The sequence below is a fragment of the Methylocaldum marinum genome (assembly GCF_003584645.1).
In the GTDB taxonomy this organism is placed as follows: Bacteria; Pseudomonadota; Gammaproteobacteria; order Methylococcales; family Methylococcaceae; genus Methylocaldum; species Methylocaldum marinum.
The window spans coordinates 81,573-103,107 of sequence record NZ_AP017928.1; the positions used below are offsets into that span (position 1 = coordinate 81,573).

At 59.8% G+C, this 21,535-nt stretch carries 24 protein-coding genes; 15 read left to right on the forward strand and 9 right to left on the reverse strand.

What is annotated here, in order from left to right; translation table 11 throughout:
• Window positions 1-3 precede the first annotated feature (3 nt).
• The 3 genes from sS8_RS00430 to sS8_RS00440 all read left to right on the forward strand — a co-directional run bounded on the left by sS8_RS00430 (window position 4) and on the right by sS8_RS00440 (window position 2,865).
• Window positions 4-1,224, forward strand: coding sequence for an RtcB family protein (locus tag sS8_RS00430; RefSeq protein WP_119627917.1), 1,221 nt, complete (start codon window positions 4-6; stop codon window positions 1,222-1,224).
• A gap of 47 nt (window positions 1,225-1,271) precedes the next feature.
• On the forward strand, window positions 1,272-2,297 hold the full coding sequence (rtcA, locus tag sS8_RS00435; protein WP_119627918.1) for an RNA 3'-terminal phosphate cyclase: 1,026 nt from the start codon (window positions 1,272-1,274) through the stop codon (window positions 2,295-2,297).
• A gap of 277 nt (window positions 2,298-2,574) precedes the next feature.
• A complete protein-coding gene (locus tag sS8_RS00440; RefSeq protein ID WP_145986353.1) occupies window positions 2,575-2,865 on the forward strand; it encodes a hypothetical protein in 291 nt (96 codons plus the stop codon).
• A 330-nt stretch (window positions 2,866-3,195) separates the two neighbouring features.
• Here the strand turns inward: sS8_RS00440 and sS8_RS00445 are convergent, their stop codons facing one another.
• A complete protein-coding gene (locus tag sS8_RS00445; protein WP_119627920.1) occupies window positions 3,196-3,513 on the reverse strand; it encodes a hypothetical protein in 318 nt (105 codons plus the stop codon).
• Here sS8_RS00445 and sS8_RS00450 point away from each other — a divergent pair.
• The 6 genes from sS8_RS00450 (at window position 3,512) to sS8_RS00475 (ending at window position 7,416) form a co-directional block, all read left to right on the forward strand.
• Window positions 3,512-3,769, forward strand: a complete 258-nt coding sequence (locus sS8_RS00450; RefSeq protein WP_119627921.1) for a hypothetical protein — start codon at window positions 3,512-3,514, stop codon at window positions 3,767-3,769. The two genes, sS8_RS00445 and sS8_RS00450, sit on opposite strands and share 2 nt — an antisense overlap.
• The gene (locus sS8_RS00455) at window positions 3,763-4,227 is read left to right on the forward strand and encodes a hypothetical protein (RefSeq protein WP_119627922.1); all 465 of its coding nucleotides are present in this window, start codon (window positions 3,763-3,765) and stop codon (window positions 4,225-4,227) included. Before sS8_RS00450 ends, sS8_RS00455 begins: the two co-directional genes overlap by 7 nt.
• A 112-nt stretch (window positions 4,228-4,339) precedes the next feature.
• Window positions 4,340-4,861, forward strand: a complete 522-nt coding sequence (locus sS8_RS00460; protein ID WP_119627923.1) for a hypothetical protein — start codon at window positions 4,340-4,342, stop codon at window positions 4,859-4,861.
• Window positions 4,862-5,810: 949 nt separating this feature from the next.
• Complete coding sequence (locus tag sS8_RS29755; RefSeq protein ID WP_408631160.1) at window positions 5,811-6,110, forward strand: FitA-like ribbon-helix-helix domain-containing protein; 300 nt, start codon at window positions 5,811-5,813, stop codon at window positions 6,108-6,110.
• Window positions 6,111-6,345: 235 nt separating this feature from the next.
• Window positions 6,346-6,780: an IS200/IS605 family transposase gene (gene tnpA, locus sS8_RS00470; protein WP_119627924.1), complete on the forward strand. Its 435-nt coding sequence runs from the start codon at window positions 6,346-6,348 to the stop codon at window positions 6,778-6,780.
• A 288-nt stretch (window positions 6,781-7,068) separates the two neighbouring features.
• Window positions 7,069-7,416 (forward strand): hypothetical protein, encoded by a 348-nt coding sequence (locus sS8_RS00475; protein WP_232020467.1) that lies wholly within the window; start codon window positions 7,069-7,071, stop codon window positions 7,414-7,416.
• Window positions 7,417-7,556: 140 nt separating this feature from the next.
• On the opposite strand, the gene sS8_RS00480 is transcribed toward sS8_RS00475, so the two are convergent.
• Window positions 7,557-9,485: a hypothetical protein gene (locus sS8_RS00480; protein ID WP_119627926.1), complete on the reverse strand. Its 1,929-nt coding sequence runs from the start codon at window positions 9,483-9,485 to the stop codon at window positions 7,557-7,559.
• 48 nt (window positions 9,486-9,533) lie between these two features.
• On the opposite strand from sS8_RS00480, the gene sS8_RS00485 reads away from it, so the two are divergent.
• A complete protein-coding gene (locus sS8_RS00485; protein WP_145986354.1) occupies window positions 9,534-9,881 on the forward strand; it encodes a hypothetical protein in 348 nt (115 codons plus the stop codon).
• Window positions 9,882-10,249: 368 nt separating this feature from the next.
• Here sS8_RS00485 and sS8_RS00490 read toward each other — a convergent pair whose 3' ends face one another.
• From sS8_RS00490 to sS8_RS00515, 6 genes are all read right to left on the reverse strand, one after another.
• Window positions 10,250-11,494, reverse strand: a complete 1,245-nt coding sequence (locus sS8_RS00490; RefSeq protein ID WP_119627928.1) for a glycerophosphodiester phosphodiesterase family protein — start codon at window positions 11,492-11,494, stop codon at window positions 10,250-10,252.
• Between the two features lie 209 nt (window positions 11,495-11,703).
• Entirely contained in the window at window positions 11,704-12,957 is a 1,254-nt protein-coding gene (locus sS8_RS00495; RefSeq protein WP_119627929.1) for a DUF4340 domain-containing protein, read from the reverse strand.
• 12 nt (window positions 12,958-12,969) lie between these two features.
• Window positions 12,970-14,841, reverse strand: coding sequence for a GldG family protein (locus sS8_RS00500; RefSeq protein ID WP_119627930.1), 1,872 nt, complete (start codon window positions 14,839-14,841; stop codon window positions 12,970-12,972).
• Window positions 14,842-14,855: 14 nt separating this feature from the next.
• Window positions 14,856-15,590: an ABC transporter permease subunit gene (locus sS8_RS00505; protein ID WP_119627931.1), complete on the reverse strand. Its 735-nt coding sequence runs from the start codon at window positions 15,588-15,590 to the stop codon at window positions 14,856-14,858.
• Window positions 15,587-16,525 (reverse strand): ABC transporter ATP-binding protein, encoded by a 939-nt coding sequence (locus sS8_RS00510; protein ID WP_119627932.1) that lies wholly within the window; start codon window positions 16,523-16,525, stop codon window positions 15,587-15,589. The genes sS8_RS00505 and sS8_RS00510 overlap by 4 nt, the downstream gene beginning before the upstream one ends.
• A 101-nt stretch (window positions 16,526-16,626) precedes the next feature.
• Window positions 16,627-16,944 (reverse strand): hypothetical protein, encoded by a 318-nt coding sequence (locus sS8_RS00515; RefSeq protein WP_145986355.1) that lies wholly within the window; start codon window positions 16,942-16,944, stop codon window positions 16,627-16,629.
• Window positions 16,945-17,129: 185 nt separating this feature from the next.
• On the opposite strand from sS8_RS00515, the gene sS8_RS00520 reads away from it, so the two are divergent.
• Together sS8_RS00520 and sS8_RS00525 are read left to right on the forward strand one after the other, a co-directional pair.
• Window positions 17,130-18,140 carry a zinc-dependent alcohol dehydrogenase family protein gene (locus sS8_RS00520; RefSeq protein WP_119627934.1) on the forward strand — a complete coding sequence of 337 codons (1,011 nt, stop codon included), beginning with the start codon at window positions 17,130-17,132 and terminating at the stop codon, window positions 18,138-18,140.
• Window positions 18,141-18,177: 37 nt separating this feature from the next.
• Window positions 18,178-18,870, forward strand: a complete 693-nt coding sequence (locus sS8_RS00525; RefSeq protein ID WP_119632550.1) for a type 1 glutamine amidotransferase domain-containing protein — start codon at window positions 18,178-18,180, stop codon at window positions 18,868-18,870.
• Window positions 18,871-18,977: 107 nt separating this feature from the next.
• On the opposite strand, the gene sS8_RS27865 is transcribed toward sS8_RS00525, so the two are convergent.
• Window positions 18,978-19,118, reverse strand: a complete 141-nt coding sequence (locus sS8_RS27865) for a hypothetical protein (protein ID WP_170160887.1) — start codon at window positions 19,116-19,118, stop codon at window positions 18,978-18,980.
• 171 nt (window positions 19,119-19,289) lie between these two features.
• Between sS8_RS27865 and sS8_RS00530 the strand changes: the two genes are divergently transcribed.
• From sS8_RS00530 to sS8_RS00540, 3 genes are all read left to right on the forward strand, one after another.
• Window positions 19,290-19,610: a hypothetical protein gene (locus sS8_RS00530; protein ID WP_119627935.1), complete on the forward strand. Its 321-nt coding sequence runs from the start codon at window positions 19,290-19,292 to the stop codon at window positions 19,608-19,610.
• Window positions 19,611-19,995: 385 nt separating this feature from the next.
• Window positions 19,996-21,210: a molybdopterin-dependent oxidoreductase gene (locus sS8_RS00535; RefSeq protein WP_119632551.1), complete on the forward strand. Its 1,215-nt coding sequence runs from the start codon at window positions 19,996-19,998 to the stop codon at window positions 21,208-21,210.
• On the forward strand, window positions 21,207-21,506 hold the full coding sequence (locus tag sS8_RS00540; RefSeq protein ID WP_145986356.1) for a cytochrome c: 300 nt from the start codon (window positions 21,207-21,209) through the stop codon (window positions 21,504-21,506). The genes sS8_RS00535 and sS8_RS00540 overlap by 4 nt, the downstream gene beginning before the upstream one ends.
• Window positions 21,507-21,535 lie beyond the last annotated feature (29 nt).

Genomic DNA, 21,535 nt, shown 5'->3' on the forward strand with positions numbered 1-21,535 from the left:
CTCATGAACCAGGAAAACTACGAAGTCATTCAGCCGGCTGATGGCCGGCACATCAAGCTGTGGACCCGAGGCGTGCCGGTCGAGGACGACGCCAAGACACAGGTGTGCAACCTCGCCCGGTTGCCGTTCATCTTCAGCCATCTGGCGGTGATGCCGGACGTCCATTTGGGAAAGGGCTCGACCATCGGCAGCGTGATCCCGACTCTGGGTGCCGTCATTCCGGCGGCGGTCGGGGTGGATATCGGCTGCGGGATGATCGCGGCGCGTACTTCGCTGAGCGCCGCCGACCTGCCGGACAACCTGGCGGGCTGGCGCGCCGCCATCGAGAAGGCCGTGCCGCACGGCAGGACGCCCGGTAACCGCGACCGCGGCGCCTGGAGCAACCCGCCGGCGGACGTCGACGCGGTGTGGGCGGAGCTGGAACCGGACTTCCGGCGCATCGTCGAAAAGCACCCGAAGCTGGCCAGGACCAACAACCGTAACCACCTGGGGACGCTCGGAACCGGCAACCACTTCATCGAAGTCTGCCTGGACGAGGCCGATAAGGTCTGGCTCATGCTGCACTCGGGGTCGCGCGGGGTCGGCAACGCTATCGGCAGCTATTTCATCGAGCTGGCGAAAGAAGACATGCGGCGCTATTTCATCAACCTGCCCGATGCGGACCTGGCCTATTTTCCGCAAGGCACGGAGCATTTCCGCGACTACGTGGAGGCGGTCGAATGGGCGCAGAGCTACGCCCGGCTGAACCGCGCGCTGATGATGAAGCACGTGGTCGAAGCCGTGCGCGGGGTAATGGCAAAGCCGTTCGAAGCGGAAGTCGAGGCGGTGAATTGCCACCATAATTACGTACAGCGCGAGCACCACTTCGGAAAGAACATCCTAGTGACCCGCAAGGGCGCGGTTTCGGCGCGGGACGGCGAACTCGGCATCATCCCGGGTTCCATGGGCGCGCGCTCCTACATCGTGCGCGGCAAGGGCGAGGAGCAATCCTTCTGCTCGTGCAGCCACGGTGCCGGACGGATGATGTCGCGTTCCGAGGCGAAGCGGCGTTTCACCGTGGCCGATCAGGCCAGGGCCACCGAGGGCGTCGAGTGCCGCAAAGATGCCGAGGTGATCGACGAGATTCCCATGGCGTACAAGGATATCGACGCGGTGATGCGAGCCCAGGCGGATTTGGTGGAGATCGTGCACACCCTGAAGCAGGTGGTGTGCGTGAAAGGATAGGACCTAACCGAATCTCAAGCGGGACAGAAGTTATATCGGGAGAAATCATGACCCAGTGGTTGGAATTGGACGGCTCGGAGGGCGAGGGCGGCGGACAGATTCTGCGAACGGCGTTGTCCTTGTCCATGTGCACCGGCACGCCCTTCCGCATCGTGAATATCCGCGCCAAGCGCAAAACGCCGGGGTTGATGCGTCAGCATCTCACCGCGGTGCAGGCTGCGGCGGAGATTTGCGGGGCGGAAGTCGACGGCGGCCGGGTGGGCTCCCAGGCCTTGAGTTTCGCCCCGGACAAAATCCGCGGCGGCGATTATCGCTTCGCCATCGGCACCGCGGGCAGTTGCACCCTGGTATTCCAGACCGTGTTGCCGGCCCTGTTGCTTGCAGACGCATCCAGCCGCATCGAGTTCCACGGCGGCACCCACAATCCGATGTCGCCGCCGTTCCATTTCCTGGAACGCGCCTTTGTGCCGCTGCTGCGCCGGATGGGGGCGGAGGTTTCGCTGGAGCTGAAGCGCTTCGGGTTTTACCCCGCCGGCGGCGGGAGCTGCACGGCCCGCATCGAACCGGTAGCGAAGCTCATGCCTCTGGTTCTCGAACAACGCGGCGCCCGTTTGCGCGCCTACGCGGAAAGCTTCATCGCCGCTCTGCCGGTCCATATCGCCCGGCGCGAACTGGATGTGATCCGCAGGCGACTGGGGTGGAGCGATGAGCAAGTCCTGCTGCGCGGTCTGGCGAACGATCAGGGACCGGGCAATGCCTTGCTGGTAACGTTCGAACACGACCAAGTTACGGAGGTCTTCAGCGGCTTCGGAGAAAAAGGCATCACCGCGGAAACCGTGGCCGAGAGAACCGCCGACCAAGTGCGCCGCTATCTGGCTTCGGGAGCCGCAGTGGGGTACTACTTGGCCGACCAGTTGCTCTTGCCGCTGGCCTTGGCCGGCGGCGGCTCGTTCACGGCGTCGGCATTAAGCCGGCATACGCTCACCAACGCCGAAGTCATCCGGCGATTCCTCGGGATCGGGATTCGGATGGACAAAACCGGCGATGAAGCGTTTCGAATAGAGCTCGGATAGTATCCCGGAAGGGAAAGACAAATGCCGGTGCCTGCCCCGGTTACCGAGTAAACAAGTTGCGTTTGCTATGCTTTTTCGGGTGTCTTTGAAGGGCCTTCAGAGGCCATTATTCCTCAGGATTACGGGGGGAGTTGTCAACAAACGGCGGGTCTAAGCCCCGCACCGAATCTAACAAAATCGGGAGATCCCCCGGCTCTGACGGGGGATACTTACTTTTCGGTCAACCGGATCGCCTGCAAGCTGCGCTTGCGGGTTACCTCAAATGTTGGATAGCGAGATGAACACAGACAGCGGAATTCCACCAGAGGCTTATCTAGATCATGCATTTCGTCTTGGCCTTCAGTATTTGGCGTCCGGCCGATTTGCTGTTGCTGCCCGCTTAATCCCTGTCTCCGCGAACCTTTTGCACGCCATAGAGATGTTCCTTAAGGGCTGTCTCGCTCAGCACGCTGGTTTCGACAACCTACCTAAAGGTCGGAACGGCCATGATCTGGAAAAGCTTTGTCCACTCCTAAAGGCTTCGTCCAATAACGCGCTGCAGGACGACGCGCCAATGGCGCGCGCCTGAGCCGAATGGTAGGACTAAAAGGAGAAATTGAATGAACCAAGTTTACGATAAAAGTCCATTAGCTGTAGCCGACGCCGGGAACCCTCGCGGTTCCTTCGAGTGCTCGGTAGCGGGCGCGGCTGAGCAAATCGTTGGAGGCGACGAGAGGTCTATCGGAGCGCCGGGTTTTCTCGGCGCGCGGTCAAGCGCGGTGTCCGCCGGATAAACCGTTGCTGGCTTCCGAAATCTTTGGTTCGGTGACGCGGGCGGATAGTGCGGTTCCCTGAAGTGTGTGCTGTTGCGGCCGCAGGGTAGACAAGCGGTTCGCCCGGTAGCCGCTTCGTCCGTCGCCTACGCCAACAGGGGGCGCAAGTAGTCATCTATGGGAAATAGGCCTGCGACTGCCCAGCACAGCACAAAGGAATGCAGCAGCGCCTTAGGAACGTGCCAAGCAGAGGGCGATGAAGCCGTCATAACAAATGATGGCAATACAATAAAAATGTAAAGAAGTGTGATGGCAAAGCTCACCACTGGAAAATGGTAGCTGAGTATAGCGCCAGCGATGAGGAACAGTGGTGCTGGCGCGAGGAAGGCAATTAGTTGAGGCGTGTTATTATCCCAACGCAATAACCTTCCTGATTGTTCTTTCCACTTCAAGGGGACAGGCATGTCTGAAGCTCCGCGGGACTATCTTGAGCAACTTATCAAAAATCCACCTACCGACAGCGAGTTGGACCGCCTGCTGAGCGGCGCCTTAAACGAGTCTGTCTTTGTGAAGTTCTCAAAAGATGCCTATAGCTTTCCGTTCACGTGGTGGATCGGCCTGTTGCAGGTATCAATGCTTGCCGGCGCCTGGGGAGCGCGTCATCAACGTGCAGCACAGATTCGTCAACAAGCCCTTGCACAGAGTCTATACCAATGGTGATAGACCCGAAGCGGAATGAGCGTACTGCCTATGTGGTTAGCTTTATAAGGAAGTACTTTAAGTCCTATCTCGTAGGCAGGGGCTTTGGGGGCGTCTTCACGGGGTACGCTCAGACCGGCGGGGCCAAGTTGCCTCTGAAGGTGGCGCTTCCCCAATCTGCAACGAACTTCACGATAGCTTCCTTTGGCGGCGGGGTGCTGGCAGTGGGGAAGGGCGCGCGCAGCGTAGAAGACATACTGTTCAGCACCATTACCGGCAAAGCAGCGTCACTGCCTGTAATGCCGCGCGTGACTCCGGTGCAGATCAACGCCCAAGATCCGGAACTTCAGGCCGTTATCGCCAACGCTCATGCGGTGAAAGAGATCAACAGCGTCAATCCTGTTGGCCCGATGTCGATCGAGGAGTTTTGTGGTCAGAGGCAGAACGCATCCCTTAGAGGCACTAGCGTTTGCCCGTGACTACTTCGTTCGGCGCCGATAGGTTCGGCGTGGGTGCTGCGGTCCTGAAAGCCGGTGTCACCCGCAGGCCTTCAACAACCCGCCGGAGCCCACGGCGTTAGGCAGCTTACCCATGGAACATGCACGTACCGTAGAGCTACTCACAAAAATCTGCGTTGAAACGCCGGGGTTATCCGATGAGCAACTTGTTCAAGCGTTGGTCGCGCATGGGTGTGAGCCGGGCTTAGCGGTTGAAGCCGTCAGGTTTGTCCCCGTTGCCTTTGCTCGACAATTCCTAAATGGCATGGGTATTTCGTTCTCCGACACATACTGGAAGTTTTCACCCGACGGCACCATTCAAGAGCAAGGCTCCCTTTCAAACCATATTCTTTACTCTATGGCCTATGACTTGTCGCCCTCGCTGATGTCAAAGCCCGTTATTTCTAACGTTGCGTTTCGTTCCCCGGAAGCCAACGCAGTCAACAATGCACTTAACGGGGGCTCACAGCCTGCAAACTTGAAGCTGGCTCCGCTCGCGTTCTTTCTTGGCGAGCCGACGGAGTCTGGTTATGCAAAAGCACAGGAGCGTATCAAGGCATATCTCTCCGCAACGCCTTCCGCCTCGTCAACAAAGCCGTGGTGGAAGATCTGGTGAAATCACTGCGTAACCCGGCGCTCCAGGGAACCGAGAAGCTGTGCTTCTCGGTTCCCTGCGGCCTTCGGCCTCCGGTCGCCCCGGAGCATGCACGGCCTGTGGAGCCCTGAAGCGTACCGAGAGGTCGGAGAGCGCAACTGGGAAGCACATTTCGTTGAAGACGAGGCACTTGAAGTACACATCAAGCGCGGTGAGTTCGTTCCAATCTATGTTCATTCGAATGGCTCGCCGGTAATTTAGGCGAGTTGGCTCCGAGCAGTCTGCCGCTCACCTGACGGAGCAAGAGAAAGGCTGGCTCAAAAAGAAATCAGAACCATATCTCTTCGCTTCAAATGGCGTCGCGAACGTTAGCGGTATCGAATACATCGGCGGCGAGGTGAGCGGAACTGTGGCGGGAATACGCGTACCCGCTGGTCGCTGGCAAGCCGTTGTTCATCGACTGGATTGGCCTGAGCAGCTATACGACAAGACGACAAAATATCCACCTGACTTTGTCATCACACTGAACCCTGAAACAACGGCGATCTCATATCGTCAGTCAACGGAAACATTTGCCTCGAACGGCTCCCGACAAGTGGACAGCTCGGACGGATATACAGCCATTGAGGCACACGTGGGGAAAACCCGAGGTTGCTCAAGAGGGCGTCAACCCCGCCCCAATCGAGTAACCGGGGGTTTCTCGCCCCCAGTCCCCACACCACCCGACATGCGGGTCCGCACCGGACGGTTCACGAGAAGGGAGCTCACGATGAGGTCAGGCATAGCCATGAGCCTTCATCCACAGGTCGTGGATCGAAATCAGCCCCTGGCTTTTCAGCCAGTTGTTAGTCATCCCGGCTTGGGGCTTCGACAAGCTCAGCCCGAACGGAATCAATAGGGTATTTAAGCGCCGGATTAATAAGGCAGGAGTGGTGGTATTATGATGGCATAATACCACCACGAGACAGCCATGCCTGGCATCACTCTCAAGAACATCCCCGACACGTTATATCAGCGGTTAGTGGATATCGCTCGACAGCATCATCGAAGTCTTACGAAAGAAATTCTTTTCGCTCTCGAACGGCATGTTCAACAGCCATCCCACGACAAAACTGAACTGCTGCAGCGCATACGATTGCGAGTTTGTGTGGCTCGCCCGCTATCTGCGAATCCCATTGGTAACGGCAGACAAGAAAGTGGCGCATGCGTTTCCGGGACAGGCGGTAGCAATCGACCAGTTCCTAGGTACAACGGCCCCGTGAAGTATTGAAATGGGGTCACGGTGGATGCCACCCCAACAGGAGTGTTCGGGGGCATTGGGTCGAACGCAGAAACCAGCGGTGAGGACACCCGGACAACGTCTCCAGTGTGATGAAAAATCAGAATGTTAAACGTATTTAACTCATTGAGGTAAGCCCCCGGCTTTGCCGGGGGACTCACCGAGGTTTGACCTGTACAACGGTCATCGTGAACCTGAAATCTCGACCAAGAGAAGGAGGTTCACAATGAAAGAGTACCAGAAGAGTCTTTCCCACACCCGGTGGGATTGTAAGTATCATGTGGTGTTCATCCCGAAGCGGCGGAAGAAAGAGATTTTTGGTGCGCTCAAGCGGCATCTTGGAGAGATATTTCATGAGCTTGCCGGGCACAAGGAATCGAAAATAGTAGAAGGTCACCTGATGGGCGACCACGTTCATATGTGTATCAGCATTCCGCCGAAGTATGCGATTTCGAACGTGGTGGGCTACATCAAGGGTAAGCGTGCGATCCAAATCGCCCGGCAGTTTGGGGGGCGGCAGAGGAACTTCACCGGGGAGAATTTCTGGGCGAGGGGATATTTTGTGTCCACGGTGGGTTTGGATGAGGCTATGGTTCGGGCGTATATCCGCCATCAGGAACAGGAGGATGAGCGTATTGACCAGATGAAGCTGGGCCTGTAAACAGCCGCCTTGGGCGGCTCATGATTTTACGGCGCCTTCGAGGCGCTCACCCAATAAGCCCCCGGCTTTGCCGGGGGTGATTTAACTTAAAAAACAACTTACCGATGGACCGCCTTCGAACGCTACATCGGCATCGACTATTTCGGCGCGCAAACGCCGACCGCCAGCCTGACGGGGCTGCGCGTCTATCTGGCGGATCGGACCACGCTTCCCGGTGAAGATTTGCCTCCGCCCGGCCCGCGCAAATACTGGAGGCGCCAGTGCGAAGAGCGCGCGAAGGCGAAGTCGGTGTTCCATTTCGATGTGCAGGGTGCGGTCGCAAAGTCCAGCCACGCCAGTATTCCTTGGCTGCGCTATCCGTATCGGCAACTGGACGAAAGGGCGCATTTTTGGCCTTTCGACGGCGGGGTCGTTCCGCCCGGTAAGTCGGCTATCACCGAGGTCTATCCCGCCTTGTGGAAACAGATGTATCCGACGGACGGCCGCACGCCGGACCAGCACGATGCTTATGTCATCGCGGGCTGGTTGCGTCAGGCCGACCGGGATGGCCGGCTCGCGTGCTTTCTCCATTCGGCCCTGACGCCTCCGGAGCGAACCATCGCCGAAGTCGGGGGTTGGATTCCGGGCGTTTTGTGACGAGCGCTAATAAACACGGTGCGCGCTTGTCGTCACCGGCTTGCCTCAGTAGACTATCGTGAACTGACTATCCCTTGATCGACCGTCTTTGGCGAACAGCGAGGGTAAGTTTCGAGTCGGTGATCGTGTCCTCTCAAAGTTCAAACTTTCGGCATGCCGTAGCCCAGTCCGTTGACCGCCTTGCGGAAGCGTTCCTCGGATTCGATCCCGACCGCGAGGTGTTTGGGACCGGCTCGCCGGCACAGGGACCGGGTGCTTTCGTGCCCGGCGATCAGCTCGGCAATGTCGGCGTCGGCACATTCGATGAGCAGGACCGGGCCGGTGTTTTTCAAGGCCCGGGCCTGGCGAGCGGTGGTAGCGAGGAAACCCTCGACGGTATCGGGCAGCCCCTGGGGATCTCGAGCATCGAGAAAGTCCCACAATTCGTTGATCTGGCGGCCGTTTTCCACGGCGTTCAAGATTTTGCCGCGGTCCAGGCGCCACAGGTCGTTCCCTTTTCGTTCCGCCCAGATCTCGATAAACAGGGCTTCTTCGGTGGACAGCGCTCCGCAGGCGATCTTGATCTGGAGGCTCGGCAGAATCGACAGGGCGGTTTTCGCGGCGGTAACCGTCGGCTCGTAACGCTCCGCGAGACCCAGGCAAAAGGCTCCGAGCGGATTGAGGCGAAACCAGACCAGCCCGTCGTAGCGGCTGAGAAAACTTAAGCCGTCCGCGCCCCACAATTCCCGGTAGTCGGCCGGTACGTCCCACGGTTCCACGTAGGCCAGATCGATTAGACCCAAGGTGGCGGCGTATTCGAACAGCAGGCAGCCGAGATAGCGCTTTTGCAGAATCGGCCAGTCGTGAAAACCGGCATGGCCCAGGCTGCCGTAGTTGGCATCCTCGATGTACAAATCCCAGGGATTGCGCGTGATTTCGAAGTCGTACCCCGTGGCCTGCATGTAGCGGGAAAATTCGTCGAGTTTGACCCAGGCGTTCACCGGACACTGTCGCAAGGCCTCCGCGATCACGGCGCGGCGGCCGACCGGTGCCGTCATGGAACGCTGGCCCTTGCCGCGTTGGCCTTTGATGGCATCCACGCGGTTGAACTCGTCGAAGCTTCTGGTCTTCAGCCAGCGCTGCCAGATCCCGCGCAGGGTTTCCGCCGCGGGTTTGCCGAGAGCGCTTCGGCCGGTCTTGGTGAGGGCGAGCTTTTTGCCGTGCGGTTCCGCCAAGCCCGCGGCTTGTACCAGTAGTGGCCAGGCGAACGGCTTGATCGGCCCGATTTCATCCTGACTGTCGGAGTGTTTCGCTCCCGCCGGGTAGAAGTCGCCGCCGGGCAGCACGCCGGAAATTTCCCGGAGAGCGGCGGTTCCGGGGAGCTGGGTCTTTTCGCTGACGGCGACCTTTCCGAGATCGATGAGGCGCAGAACGCTGCCGACCTCGATCACGGCCTCGCGTTCCGTGTCGCGGCGCAGCAGAGGGATTCGCTGACTGGCGGTCTTGACCGTGGGTTTCTGAGTGGGTGCCCGATAGGTGCCGCCGCGGGTGACGATAGTGATTCCACGATCACCTTCCTGCCAGACATACTCCTTGGTGATCAGCTCGAAGTCTTCCGGCAGTTGGTCCACGGACGGCAGCGAAGACGCCGCGGGTTCGGGTACGAATGTGAGCAGGCGCTGGGCGAGGTCGCCGGGAACGGCCAGCACGCCGACTTCGTGAGTCATTTCCCGATAGATGAACAAGCGCAGTGGCGACGGGATTTCGCGGTAATGCCGGGGATCTTTTTTTGTGCCGAACACCGGAGAAACGCCATATTTGGCTCGAAACCGGTCGGCTTCGAAGATGCCCTTGGGGGCATACAGGGTTTCGGCTACGGCCGAACGCTGCGTCTCGTCCAGCCTTTCCCACAGAGCCCGCAGATTTTCGCCGTCCAGATGGTCTTCGACGGCGGCGATCAAATCGGCCTTGCGCGTCGGTTTTCGGCCTAAGGGAAGAAGATCGAGCAGCTCCTTCAACTGCTCGATCGTCAGCCGATCGAGTGCCGCTCGGACGGTGGGAATCGGTGAATTGTTCTTAAACTCTGCCATGGGCTTTCTATGTTGTTGTTGAGATTTTCTGCTATCAAGGAGACGCTGATGTCCGACTCAAATCTATTGATGGGTTCGTTTGACCGCTCGCCACCACCGGAAGTGCCACCGGTAGTCCGCGGTGGTAAACGCTATGTTCAACATATCGGCACCTATGATGAGGGCATAGGCCAAAGCGGCGGACTGCTTGACATTATCGACGACTCAACGGGGAAACGGATTGCCACGGTCAAGGTTTACGACAACACCAGGACACCCGATCTGGAAGGAGATGTACAGGATATCTTCTTCGAATCAATGGAATTCGATGATTCGGGCAAGCTGATCATAACCGACGAAGTCGGGCGACGTTTTTCCGTCGATGTAGTCACCCATATATCAGAACCTTTACCCTGAACACCCATTCCGACTCCTCCAACTAAACCTGAGTGTGGTGGCGAAGGGGGGTGGTCAACCTGCTGGAGGCTGTGTGGGATCTTATTCCATACGGTATTGGAATAAAACATTCATGGGATGGGTAGAGCGAAGCGAAACCCATCGATGGTGGGTTAGCCCTTCGGCTCCGCTCAGGACGGGCCCTTCGACGGAGCTCAGGACAGGCCTTTAGACTGGGCTCAGGACGGGCTCCGTGTAACCCACCGATTCGCGATCGCTCGGTGGGTTACGGCCTTGCGGACTAACCCACCCTAGAAAAATGAATGCCTCATCGAAAGTGATGTGGAATAACCCGGCCTGTGTTGATAGGCCGGGTTGATCACTTTTTCCTACAATCCCTTGCAATTGGCGTAATAGGTGACGGTTGCCGCCCAGTCGCTGAATACGCCGATGACACCCACGTCCTTGGCCAGCACGTCCAGCACTTTCATCACGTCGCCTTCGCGCTTGAGGGCGGAGTCCACGGTCTGAAAATAGAATCCGTTGTTGCCGTCGGCGAGAATTCCGGAGCGTTCCAGGGTCCAGGTGATGATGTCCAGGCCGGCGTCCTTGGCGTTCCGGGCGTATTCTGACGGTACGATGTTGCCGTCGGCGTCCAGGTCCAGCAGGGCAAAGGTCGGCGGGGCCACGATATTGATCCCCATCGCCTTGTAGTTGGCCAGAGTGGCGGCATCGGGCAGATCGGCGACCGTCTCGGCATCGTCCAGATAGACGGCCTGCTTGCCGAAGGCGGGTTCGTAGCGAACCCAGTAGAGCACGTCGTCGATGCTGAAGGATTGGGCGTAGACCTTTTTCGGAGAAACGCCGGCTTCCTTGTATTCGTCGATCATCTTCTGGGCGAAGTCCTCCTGCGAAAAGCCGTCGAACGGCATGGCCACGCTGGGGGCCTTCAGTTCGGGGGTCATCTTCACGCCCAGTTTCTTGAAAAGCTCGATGCTTTCCTTATGGGTGAGCAGGGTGCCGCTGGTCGGGCCGGCATAGAGATCCGTGCGGAAATCCGCTGTGCCCCCCATGTACTCGACGACGGTTTTAGCGCGCGGATTGGAGGCGTCCATCTTGCCGCGGAGGGTTTTGAATTCGGCCAGAGTGATGTCGCTGGTGCGGCATTCGGCCGTGGCGGGCGTCAGGAGATTGCCTTCGGCATCGAACGTGGCCGGAGTGAAAGGCTTGGTGCACTTGGCCGCAAGCTCCGGGATGGCGAGGATATTGGTGGTGGTATGCAGATCGTTCTGCGCATGGCGGCATACCAGTTCCTTGTCGCGGGTAAACGTCACGTCGCATTCCAGAATGCCCGCGCCCATGCGGGCCGCAGCTTCGTAGGATTCCCTGGTATGTTCCGGGAACTGGAGAGCGGCGCCGCGGTGGCCTATCGAAAAATCGGTTTTCTTGAACGGCCCTTTCGCGCATTTCTGGAGCTTCTTCTTGAGTTTGCTTTCTTCCATGTCGTTGACCAGAAAGAACGGGCGAGGTCCCAACTGTATGTTTTGCTTGTGGGACGCGGGTGCCGCCGCGGAAATACCGGGCAGTGCCGCGGTGATTGCCGCGCAGGCAATCATTGTCAAATGGGAACGCATCGATCACTCCTGTTTTTTGTACGAATCGAATTCAATCAGCTGAGGCCGTTTCGGCCCTGCAAACCGTACCGCCGATTTGTGCCAGGGATGTGACCGAAGTATTTAAGTCAGGTTACAGTCGGGAAGGGAGGCTCCCGGAAGCGGCTTACGACCGCTCGGGTGAAATTGAGAAATGAGGCGGGATATTCGCTATCCCGCCTCGATTTGCATCAGTGCTTGCCGGATTTCCCGGCCTGCGGTTTCGAGTGGGCGGTTTCCGTTTTCGTCGATGGTTTCAGGACATCCTCCAGCGATTTGTCCATGTTGGCGTATTTGAATTCCGGAACCACGAAAGTCCAGTTGCGGAAGCGTTGATTGAGCTTCTCGACTTCCTGATTCAGGGCATCCAGCCTTTGCTGACGGTCTTTGGCGGGGTCGGTGACCGCCAGCGCTGCGGATTCCGGAATCTCCGCTCCGCTTTCCGCGCTTTCTTGGGCGTTTTCCTCGGCATCCTGCTTTCGGCCGGCTTCGTGGTCCGCTTTTGCCTTGGCCTGCTCCGCCTGAATGCGCGCCTCCGCCACGGCCTGATTCAATGCCGCCGAGAACCGCGCGAGATGCTTGCCGTCCTGTTTCCAGGCCTGAACGTCCAGGGTCACGCCATCGAAGGTCGTATAGCGCGCCTTGATCAGCTGATCTTTCGCCGGGGCTTGGGCAGACGCCTCGGGTAACACGTCCGCCAGCGTCAGTCCCGCCAGGGTCGAGGCCAGTCCGCCGAGGGTGGCGTGGTCCTCGATCTCCCGACCCGAGGGCAGGTCGGCGACCGTGAATGTCTCATCGTCCGGATCTGCCTTGAAGAGACGCAAAGGTTTGCCGTCGGATTTGGTCAGGACGATCTCGGCAATCCGCTCCGATGGAATGTCGGTCAGCGCTTGGTCCAGCCACTGCGCCGGGTCGCGCTCGATGCGGAGAGTCCCCTTGGCCAACCAGCTTTGTTTATTCCCGGGATGACGCACGAAAGTGCCGTTGCCCTGGGCGCTGACTTTCCCGACGATGAGCCGAGCGGGTTTCTGCAGGCCGTCCAAGTCCACCAGGATGCCTTTGGCATCCTTGGCGGTGACGTCCTCGACACCCAGTTCAGGATAGCGCTTGTCACTCTCGGTCTTGGGTTCCAAAAGGCCGGCCTCGGCCATTTTCAGCAGCAGCTCGCGCAACTTGCCGGTATCGGCGGAATATCCGCCTTTCTCTTTCACCGTCCAGCCGTTCTCCCCATGGATCAGGGTGACCAGGGGCTTGTCTTCCGCGCCGGTCAGGGTGATGCCTTTGACGTCGTTGATGTGGCCGCGCAACTCCGGCATGGCGAAAGCGGCGGTCGGGGTGGGATCGTTCTCCGGCTGGCGGGCCGAAGCCACGAAGATGGCCGCGATAACGGCGACCACGGCCACGGCGGCCAGACCCAACAGGCCTTTCGCATTGATTTGATTCATGACGACTCCTCTTTAAACCAATCTTTGCTTGGCTTTCCAGCCCAGGAAAGCGAGGGTTCCCAGGGTCAGCAGCAGAGGCACCAGGCCGATGTTGATGAACTTGAGCCGGGCGCCGAGGGTGTCGATGTCGGCATCCAGACGGCGCCGCACCTCGCGCAGTTCCTTGCGGATTTCCAGTTTGCGCTTGAAGAAGTTCTCCAGCTCTTTCTGTTGTTCCGGACTCAGCACGAATTTCTCGTCATTCGACTTGCCGCTCTGCAGTTCGGCCAGCTTGCGCTCGGTATCCGCCAATTCCCGCTGGAGTTCCTGTTCCTTGAACCGGAAACGGTTGTCGGCGGCCTGCTTGAGTTCCTCCACCTTGGTGAAAGGACGGCTCGAAATGCCGCGTCCCCGGATCGAGATGAGGTCCGAGGACCCGGCCAGATTGTCTACCGCGTTGGCGAAGAAATCGCCGTTGTCGGCGAACGCGTTCAGCAGTTTCTGGCCGAAGAAGTTCTGGGTACGTACCCACATCCGGTCGCTGAGAATGTCGGTATCCGCCACCAGCAGGATTTCTCCGGGCTCTTTCGCTTCCGCCAGATGTTCCGGGTCGTTCCGATCCGGGAAAGCGGTCTTGAACTTGCCTTCCAGGCGGCAGGCCATGCAATAGCGCTCGCCGCTCGCCTTGAAAGCGGCCAGGAGGCTGGACGGATTGTTCGCGAACTTGACTTGCTCCGCGGCAACGGTCATCGCCTGGTCGGAGGACTCGATCAGTGGCGTCAGCCTGGCCGGGCTGTCCTTGGCCAGCTTGAAGAAGCCCGCCGTGGCGACGTGCAGGGTATCGAGATTGGCGGTGATGACGTCGTCGCGCTTCAGATCCGGCCGGGTGAAGCGCAGCATCGCGGGATGCCGGGTCGGCGCAGCGCCGGGCGAGGTGCTGACGGACAAGGCATGGGCGCGATCCAGCACCACCTGGTCGGCGGAGTATTCGACGCCCCAGGCCTTGAACAGCGCCGGCAAGTCCGATGCCTTGGACGCCATGATGGCGGCCATGGGATTGCCCGGATCGGCGCCGCTGTTGTCCAGTTCGCCGTGGGGATCGACGAACAGCAACAGATGGCCGCCGCGCAGCACGAACTGGTCGATCGCGTACTGGGCATCCTCATCGAGCTGCTTCGGGTGGACCACAACCAGGACGTCGACCTCGGAGTCGATCGCCTTCAGGTTCGCGGCTTGCAGCGGTTTGACCTCGAACATCTGGGTCAGTTGCCGGTAAACCGCCCAGGGTTCACGCATCCCGCGCGTCAGCGGGTCGAAGCCGCCGGTCATGGCGAGTCCCGCCAGGAAACCGACAGTGGGTTTCTTGACCACGGCCAGGCCGTGGATCAGTTTGGCAATGTCGTACTCGAGGAAGGACTCCTTGCCGGGATCGAAGAACGGGATCGCGGTACGGCCGTCGGTGGAATTGACGCCGACCAGGCCGAGAAAGATCTTCTCTCCCGAAGGTCCCAGCGGGATACCCTGCAGGCCCGCGGCGGAGGCGCGGTCCTCGGCTTCGGAATAAGGCAGGGGATCGATCACGCTCAGCCGGAGCTTGCCGCCGGCCCGCGATTCCATCTCCTCCAGCAGTTCGCGCACCCGCTCGAAGTAAAGGCGCAGGCTGCGGACGTCGGGACGGTTGCTTTCGGCCGTCGCCTTGTCCGAAAAATAAAGGCTCAGATGAATCGGCTCGTCCAGCTTGCCGAGGATGTTGCGAGTGCCTTCCGATAAGGTGTAGAGGGAATTCTCGGTCAGATCCAGCCGGGTTCCGCGGAACAGGGTGTTGGAAAGCAGCACCAGTGCCACGAATAGCACCGCCAAGAGCCCCAAGGTACTGTGGGTCAGGGTCTTACGATTGAAACTCATGCTCGAAAAACTCCTTAATCGGCCTTCTTGAGATCGATGACGATGGCATTGGCGTACAGCCAGAAGCCGATGGTGAGCAGAAAATAGAAAAGGTCGCGCAGAGCGATCACGCCCTGTGAAATGTCGTTGAAATGGGTCAGGAAACTGAGCCCGGCGATGGCGTCGACCACGCCCTGCGGCGCAACCGCGCGAAACACGTCCAGCACCAGCGGGAAGCCCGCCAGGAGGAACAGGAAGCACACCACCACGCTGAGAATGAAGGCAATGACCTGGCTGCGCGTCGCCGCCGAGAGGCAGGCGCCTATCGCCAGAAACGCCCCGGCCATCAGCAGGCTGCCGATGTAGCCGGTGAAAATGACGCCATTGTCCGGGTCGCCGAGATAATTGACGGTGATCCAGATCGGGAAGGTCAGCAGCAAGGCGATGCCGATGAAGGACCAGGCGGCCAGGAATTTTGCCAGCACCGCTTGCCACATGGTGACGGGGAGAGTGAGCAGCAGTTCGATGGTGCCGCTTTTGCGCTCGTCGGCCCAGAGCCGCATCGCTACCGCCGGCACCAGGAACAGGTAGAGCCACGGGTGATAGCGGAAAAAAGGTTCCAGGTCCGCCTGGCCGCGCTCGTAGAATCCTCCGAGGTAAAACGTGAACGAGCCGGACAGCAGCAGAAAAATCACGATGAACACATAGGCCACGGGCGTTGCGAAATAGCTGCCCAGTTCGCGTTTGAAAAGCGTCAGGGTCGGGTTCATACGCGGACCTCCCGGGCGTGCGGCTGGGTAATGCTGCGGAAGACCTCGTCCAGGCGTCCGGTTTCGAGCTGCAATTCGCGGATGGCGACACCTTGTGCCTTGAGCGCGTCGCTGACCGCGGCCAGGATTTGTTTGCCCCGGCGCGGGAAGGCCGTAATCCGCTGGTCCAGCGGGTCGACTTCGACGCTCTCGACATCGGGAAGGCCGCCCAGGGCCTGTTTGGCCTTGTCGGTCTCGGCGGTGGTCAGCGACACCGCCATGTGATAGCGGGAACGCGCCTCCAGTTCGGCCGGAGCGGCGTCGGCCAGGAGCTTGCCGCCGGCGATGATGATCGCCCGGTTGCACACCGCATTGACCTCTTCCAGGATGTGGGTGGAAATGACGATGACCTTGTTCTTCGCCATGGCATTGATGAGCGTCCGGACCTCGTGCTTCTGGTTGGGATCGAGGCCGTCGGTCGGTTCGTCGAGGATCAGCACGGGCGGATCGTGCAGAATCGCCTGGGCCAGGCCGACGCGGCGCTTGAAGCCCTTGGACAGGGTTTCGATGGGTTGCTCCAGCACGCCTTCCAGCTGGAGCCGGCCGAGGACGTCGTCCAGCCGCCGCCGGCGCTCCTCGCCCGCCAGGCCCCGGATATCGGCGACGAAACCGAGAAAGGCGCGGGGCGTCATTTCGCCGTAGGCGGGTGCGCCTTCCGGCAGATAACCGAGCGCCCGCTTGGCTTCCATGGGCCGGCTTTCGACGTCGAAACCGCACACTTTGGCACTGCCCGAGGTCGGCGCGAGAAAGCCCGCGATCATTTTCATGGTGGTGGATTTGCCGGCGCCGTTCGGGCCCAGGAAACCCAATACCTGGCCGGGTTCGACCCGGAACGAGATATTGTCCACGGCGGCAAAGCGGCCGTAATGTTTGGTCAATGCAGACGTTTCGATCATGACCGAACCCTCCCCGGAAGGCTGCGGAATGGCATCGGATCAACAGACATAGCTTCTTTTTCCTCCTTTCGGTTGTGATTTGCTCGGTATCCGAGCGCAAGTCATAGGGACGTTCCAGCGGTTTTCAAGATCCGGCGATGCCGGCGCCGGAGACCGGATCCCGCGATCTCGCCGCTCTTCGTCATGCGGTTCGGGCGCGGCCGATAAACCACCCCGCTGATTTGCCGCCTCACGCAAACCGGAATGAAATGCTGGGTGGTCATGTCGACGAAAAAGGCATGAAACGGGGTATGCGTATAACCCGGCCGAAGTTTCTCTGCATTGAAAGCGGTTTGGAATTGCGCTAACCGGATTTCCGGCATTCTGTCGAGCGGATCGTCGGTGCCGACGTTGCCGGAACGCAATGTACGGTTCTTCACAGCGATGTCAATAGGACATTCTCACGCCGCATCATCACGCTTATCGGCGTGCTTGGGCCGCCTGCGGTGTCGACGGGGCGCTGACAGGCGGACGAATCCGTGGTCAGATGTTGTTAGGCGAGGCACTTCCGCGGACAGGGAGGCAGGCCCGGTACGGAACAACAGTTCAAGTCAGGAGACGATTCATGAAAGCTTACGAACTGCAGGGCAGTTTCGGCATCGATTCACTGGTTCTCGCGGAGCGGCCCATGCCACAGCCCGGGGTGGGGCAGGTGCTCTTGAAGATGCGCGCGTGGTCGCTCAACTACCGCGATCTGATGGTGGTCAATGGCCGCTATCGGCCGAATCTCCGCTTGCCGATGACGCCGCTCTCGGATGGCGTCGGCGAAGTGGCGGGCGTCGGTCAGGGCGTGGCGCGCGTAAGACCGGGCGACCGGGTGGCGGGGACCTTCATGCCGAAGTGGCTGGACGGCGAGCCGAGCGAGGAGAAGGCCAGGAGCGCGCTGGGCGGCGGAGAAACCGGCATGGCCGCCGAATATGTCGTGCTCGATGCGGACGCCGTCGTTCCGGTTCCGGAACACCTTACCGATGCGGAGGCTGCGACGCTGCCCTGCGCCGGGGTGACGGCCTGGCACGCGCTGGTGGGCTCGGGCCGGCTCAGGCCGGGCGACACGGTGCTGACCCTGGGCACGGGCGGCGTGTCTTTGTTCGGGCTACAGTTCGCGAAGCTTGCCGGAGCCCGGGTGATCGTCACCTCGAGCAGCGACGAAAAACTTGCGCGAGCACTCGATCTGGGCGCCTCGGAAGGCATCAATTACCGGACTGTGCCGGAATGGGGCCGGCTCGTGCGAGAACTTACCGACGGTGTCGGAGTCGATCATGTCATCGAGGTCGGCGGCGCCGGCACCCTCGGCCAGTCGCTGCGGGCCGTCCGCATGGGCGGTCAAATCAGCTTGATCGGCGTTCTGTCCGGTGCCGGTCAAGTCGATCCGACGCCCATACTGATGAAGAACGTGTGCGTACAAGGCATCTTCGTCGGCAGCCGCGCGATGTTCGAGAGCATGAACCGGGCGATCGCGCAGCACCGGATGCGTCCCGTGGTGGACCGCGTGTTTCCGTTCGGAGAGCTACGCGACGCCCTTCGCCGAATGGAACGCGGCGCCCACTTCGGCAAAATCGTCCTGATCCCCGGCTGAAAGCCGCCCAAATCCGGAGCAGAGAGGAGAAATGACGATGAAAATCCTGATGGTATTGACCTCGCACGATCAGCTCGGCGACACCGGCCGAAAAACCGGATTCTGGCTGGAAGAGTTCGCCGCACCCTACTACATCTTCAGCGATGCGGGCGCCGACGTCACCGTGGCTTCGCCCAGGGGCGGACCGCCGCCGATGGATCCCGAGAGCCATCAGCCGGATTCGGAAACCGAGGCGACCATGCGCTTCGACCGGGATTCGAATGCGAAAATCGCGCTCTCCAACAGCGTCAAGCTATCGACCGTTTCGGCCGCGCATTACGATGCCGTGTTTTATCCGGGCGGCCACGGCCCATTGTGGGATCTTGCGGAAGATTCGGACTCGATGGCATTGATCGAAGCCCTGTACGCCGCCGGCAAGCCGGTGGCGGCAGTGTGCCACGGACCGGGCGCATTCCGCCATGCCAAAGCCGCGGACGGTTCTCCGCTGGTACGGGGGAAGTGGGTTACCGGTTTCGCCGACACAGAGGAAGAGGAAGTCGGACTTGCCGAGGTGGTGCCGTTTTCGGTTGAAGACATGTTACGCCGGAACGGGGGAAAGTATTCGAAGGTTGAAAACTGGAAACCCCACGTGGTGGCCGACGGGAACCTGATTACCGGGCAGAACCCGGCTTCCTCGGAAGCTGCCGCAAGGGCGCTCCTGCGACAATTCAAGGCGGCAACGCACGGTTAAACGCCGGATGAGCTCGCTCGTGAAAAAGCCCGGAACCGGGTCCGGGCTTTAGTATCCGTCAATCCGGAGCGAAGCCGTTTTTCGAGGTTTTTTCCCGAGACGGAGGCTTAATGTCTCTTTTCGGTCTCTTCGTTTTCGTGTTCGGCCTGCTCTTCCTCGATCTTCTTCAAGATCTCCCGTATCTCTTCATCGTCAAGCCCACTCAGTCCTGCAAGCTCGTTCAGCAAAAAGTCTTCGTAACTGTTCATGGTCTTATCCTCGGGCGTAAAAAGTCACCAATAAGTTTTCGCAAGGCGCTGCCTTGCTTTTTTGACTTGCGGGAATTGGAAAAGAGCCCGACCCGACGCTTTTTTCCACGTCGAAACACTTTGAACAAAAGCGGCTTCTGATCGTCACTGTTTATATGAAGGAGGCCGAACATGAGTTTTGACGAGGACATCATCCAAACCATCTGGGAAAAAGGCCGTGCCATGCAGGAACAGGATGCGACACGTTGGCGCCAGGACGAATGCGGGGCCTGGATGTTCCGCGAACATTACGGCGTCACCGATACCGAATTTGGCTGGAAAATCGAGAAAGTCAAACCGGATCTATCGGAACATGCGGACAGTTTCCGCCCGTTTCATTACCGCAACGGTTACGACATCGCGGTCGGCACGCCGCGTTGCCGCGTCGCCGCCGATCGCGTCGAACTGGCGCCCACCGGACGCGTAGACCGGCCGCGCAACAGAGACCTCTAGAATCCGAAGGGCGAATATTGTCTTACGAGCCTATCTCGGCAGGCCGTTCGCCCTGAGCCGAGTCGAAGGGCCTGTCCTGAGTCTATCGAAGGGGTTTTTGGGACCTACCGGAATAAGCTCTAAGTACTCGTAGGTCGGCAATCCCTTGCCGACGCAGCCGCTCGACCAAGACGTGGCGTCGGGAAAGGATTCCCGACCTGCGGGGTGGCCCGGGCGTAGGTCGGCAATCCCTTGCCGACAACCCGGGCCGATCATGTCTTTTTCAAAGCCGGTCGCACACGCGAGCACGTCCAACTGCCGTTTCGTAGGTTAAGCTATTGTGCAACCCTGTCCCGGCCGGCCCGAGAGCAGCACGGGCGGAGTTCCCCAACAGCCGGAGATCGAGATGCCGAACAGACGGACCTTTCTGAAAGTTTTGGTTAGCGGCTTCACCATGACCGGACCGGATTTGCTGACGCCGCGTTTCCTGCATGCCGGCGAATTGCCGTCCGGTGCGGCGGAGAGCACTGTTCGGGAAGCATTGTCCGGCAAGGGACCTCTCATCAAGCGCACCTTCCGGCCGCCGAATTTCGAGACGCCGGTCGAGGTTTTCAAAGATGTCGTCACCCCGAACCGCCGGTTTTTCGTGCGCTGGCATCTCGCCAATATTCCGCGGCTGGTCGCCGAAAACTGGCGGCTCAAAGTGGGGGGAGATTCGGTTGCTCACCCGTTCGAGCTGAGTTTGAATCAGCTCAAGCGGGAGTTCGCGCCGGTCGAGTTGATGGCCGTCTGTCAGTGTGCCGGACATCGCCGCCGCTTTTCCGAGCCTCATGTGCCCGGTGTTCAATGGGGGAACGGAGCCGTGGGCAATGCGCGCTGGAAGGGCGTGCGCCTGAAGGACGTACTGGCCCGGGCAGGGCTCAGGCCGGATGCGCTGGAAGTCGTTTTCGACGGCGCCGATTACGGGGCGATCGACAGGACGCCCGATTTCGTCAAGAGCCTTCCGCTGTGGAAAGCCCTCGACGAAAACACACTGATCGCTTATCAGATGAACGGCGAGGACCTGCCGCATTGGAACGGCTTTCCCGTGCGCCTGGTGGTGCCCGGCTGGGCGGGGACCTACTGGACGAAACAGCTGATTGCGATCAGGGCGATGCCGAAACCGGAAAAGGGATTCTGGATGAATACGGCTTACCGGATACCGGCCGGCAAATTCCCCGTCACTGACCGATTCCTTTCGCAGAAAGGAGAGGCCGACACGGCGATCACCGAAATATTGGTCAACTCGCTCATCACCAATATCGAGGAGGGACAGCATTGTCCTCTCGGCAGGCCGGTCATGGTCAAGGGTGTTGCCTGGGATGGAGGCCACGGCATTCGATCGGTGGAAGTGTCGGTGGACGGCGGCAAGGCATGGCAAGAGGCGAAGCTGGAACCGCACCAGGGCCGTTTTTCCTTCCGTGCCTGGCACTATACCTTTACCCCGAGCCGGACCGGCAAGCAGGTGCTCATGGCAAAAGCGACGGACGGGCGCGGCAGTACCCAGCCGTTCGAACTCATCTTCAATCCTGCGGGTTACTACAACAACGTGGTACAAGGGATCACCGTGGAGGTCGCATGAGTGTCCACGTCATGAACAGGTTCAGCGCGGTAACGGTGGTCGCCGTTCTTTACGCTACGGCCGCCTGCGGAGCAGAGCCGAACGAGCTCGAGCCGGGAGCCGGGCGCGACAGTGTAATGGCGAATTGCGTCATGTGCCACAGCGTCGACTATATCGCCATGCACGCCTCGTTCATGAAAAGAGCGGATTGGCGGAAGACCGTCGACAAAATGGTGAGCGTCATGGGCGCGCCGATCGACCAGGACGACATTCCGGTGATCGTGGACTATCTGACGAAGCATTACAGCGTCGAATAGCGGCGGGGTGTTCGCCGCCCGAGCTCCGT

Coding starts and splice junctions, on each gene's coding strand:
- sS8_RS00485 (WP_145986354.1), top strand. CDS start 9,534: ATGTCCGACTCAAATCTATTGATGGGTTCGTTTGACCGCTCGCCACCA.
- sS8_RS00520 (WP_119627934.1), top strand. CDS start 17,130: ATGAAAGCTTACGAACTGCAGGGCAGTTTCGGCATCGATTCACTGGTT.
- sS8_RS00430 (WP_119627917.1), top strand. CDS start 4: ATGAACCAGGAAAACTACGAAGTCATTCAGCCGGCTGATGGCCGGCAC.
- sS8_RS00505 (WP_119627931.1), bottom strand. CDS start 15,590: ATGAACCCGACCCTGACGCTTTTCAAACGCGAACTGGGCAGCTATTTC.
- sS8_RS00450 (WP_119627921.1), top strand. CDS start 3,512: ATGTCTGAAGCTCCGCGGGACTATCTTGAGCAACTTATCAAAAATCCA.
- sS8_RS00525 (WP_119632550.1), top strand. CDS start 18,178: ATGAAAATCCTGATGGTATTGACCTCGCACGATCAGCTCGGCGACACC.
- sS8_RS00535 (WP_119632551.1), top strand. CDS start 19,996: ATGCCGAACAGACGGACCTTTCTGAAAGTTTTGGTTAGCGGCTTCACC.
- tnpA (WP_119627924.1), top strand. CDS start 6,346: ATGAAAGAGTACCAGAAGAGTCTTTCCCACACCCGGTGGGATTGTAAG.
- sS8_RS00460 (WP_119627923.1), top strand. CDS start 4,340: ATGGAACATGCACGTACCGTAGAGCTACTCACAAAAATCTGCGTTGAA.
- sS8_RS00440 (WP_145986353.1), top strand. CDS start 2,575: ATGAACACAGACAGCGGAATTCCACCAGAGGCTTATCTAGATCATGCA.
- sS8_RS27865 (WP_170160887.1), bottom strand. CDS start 19,118: ATGAACAGTTACGAAGACTTTTTGCTGAACGAGCTTGCAGGACTGAGT.
- sS8_RS00500 (WP_119627930.1), bottom strand. CDS start 14,841: ATGAGTTTCAATCGTAAGACCCTGACCCACAGTACCTTGGGGCTCTTG.
- rtcA (WP_119627918.1), top strand. CDS start 1,272: ATGACCCAGTGGTTGGAATTGGACGGCTCGGAGGGCGAGGGCGGCGGA.
- sS8_RS00510 (WP_119627932.1), bottom strand. CDS start 16,525: ATGATCGAAACGTCTGCATTGACCAAACATTACGGCCGCTTTGCCGCC.
- sS8_RS00490 (WP_119627928.1), bottom strand. CDS start 11,494: ATGCGTTCCCATTTGACAATGATTGCCTGCGCGGCAATCACCGCGGCA.
- sS8_RS00480 (WP_119627926.1), bottom strand. CDS start 9,485: ATGGCAGAGTTTAAGAACAATTCACCGATTCCCACCGTCCGAGCGGCA.
- sS8_RS00495 (WP_119627929.1), bottom strand. CDS start 12,957: ATGAATCAAATCAATGCGAAAGGCCTGTTGGGTCTGGCCGCCGTGGCC.
- sS8_RS29755 (WP_408631160.1), top strand. CDS start 5,811: ATGCCTGGCATCACTCTCAAGAACATCCCCGACACGTTATATCAGCGG.
- sS8_RS00445 (WP_119627920.1), bottom strand. CDS start 3,513: ATGCCTGTCCCCTTGAAGTGGAAAGAACAATCAGGAAGGTTATTGCGT.
- sS8_RS00455 (WP_119627922.1), top strand. CDS start 3,763: ATGGTGATAGACCCGAAGCGGAATGAGCGTACTGCCTATGTGGTTAGC.
- sS8_RS00530 (WP_119627935.1), top strand. CDS start 19,290: ATGAGTTTTGACGAGGACATCATCCAAACCATCTGGGAAAAAGGCCGT.
- sS8_RS00540 (WP_145986356.1), top strand. CDS start 21,207: ATGAGTGTCCACGTCATGAACAGGTTCAGCGCGGTAACGGTGGTCGCC.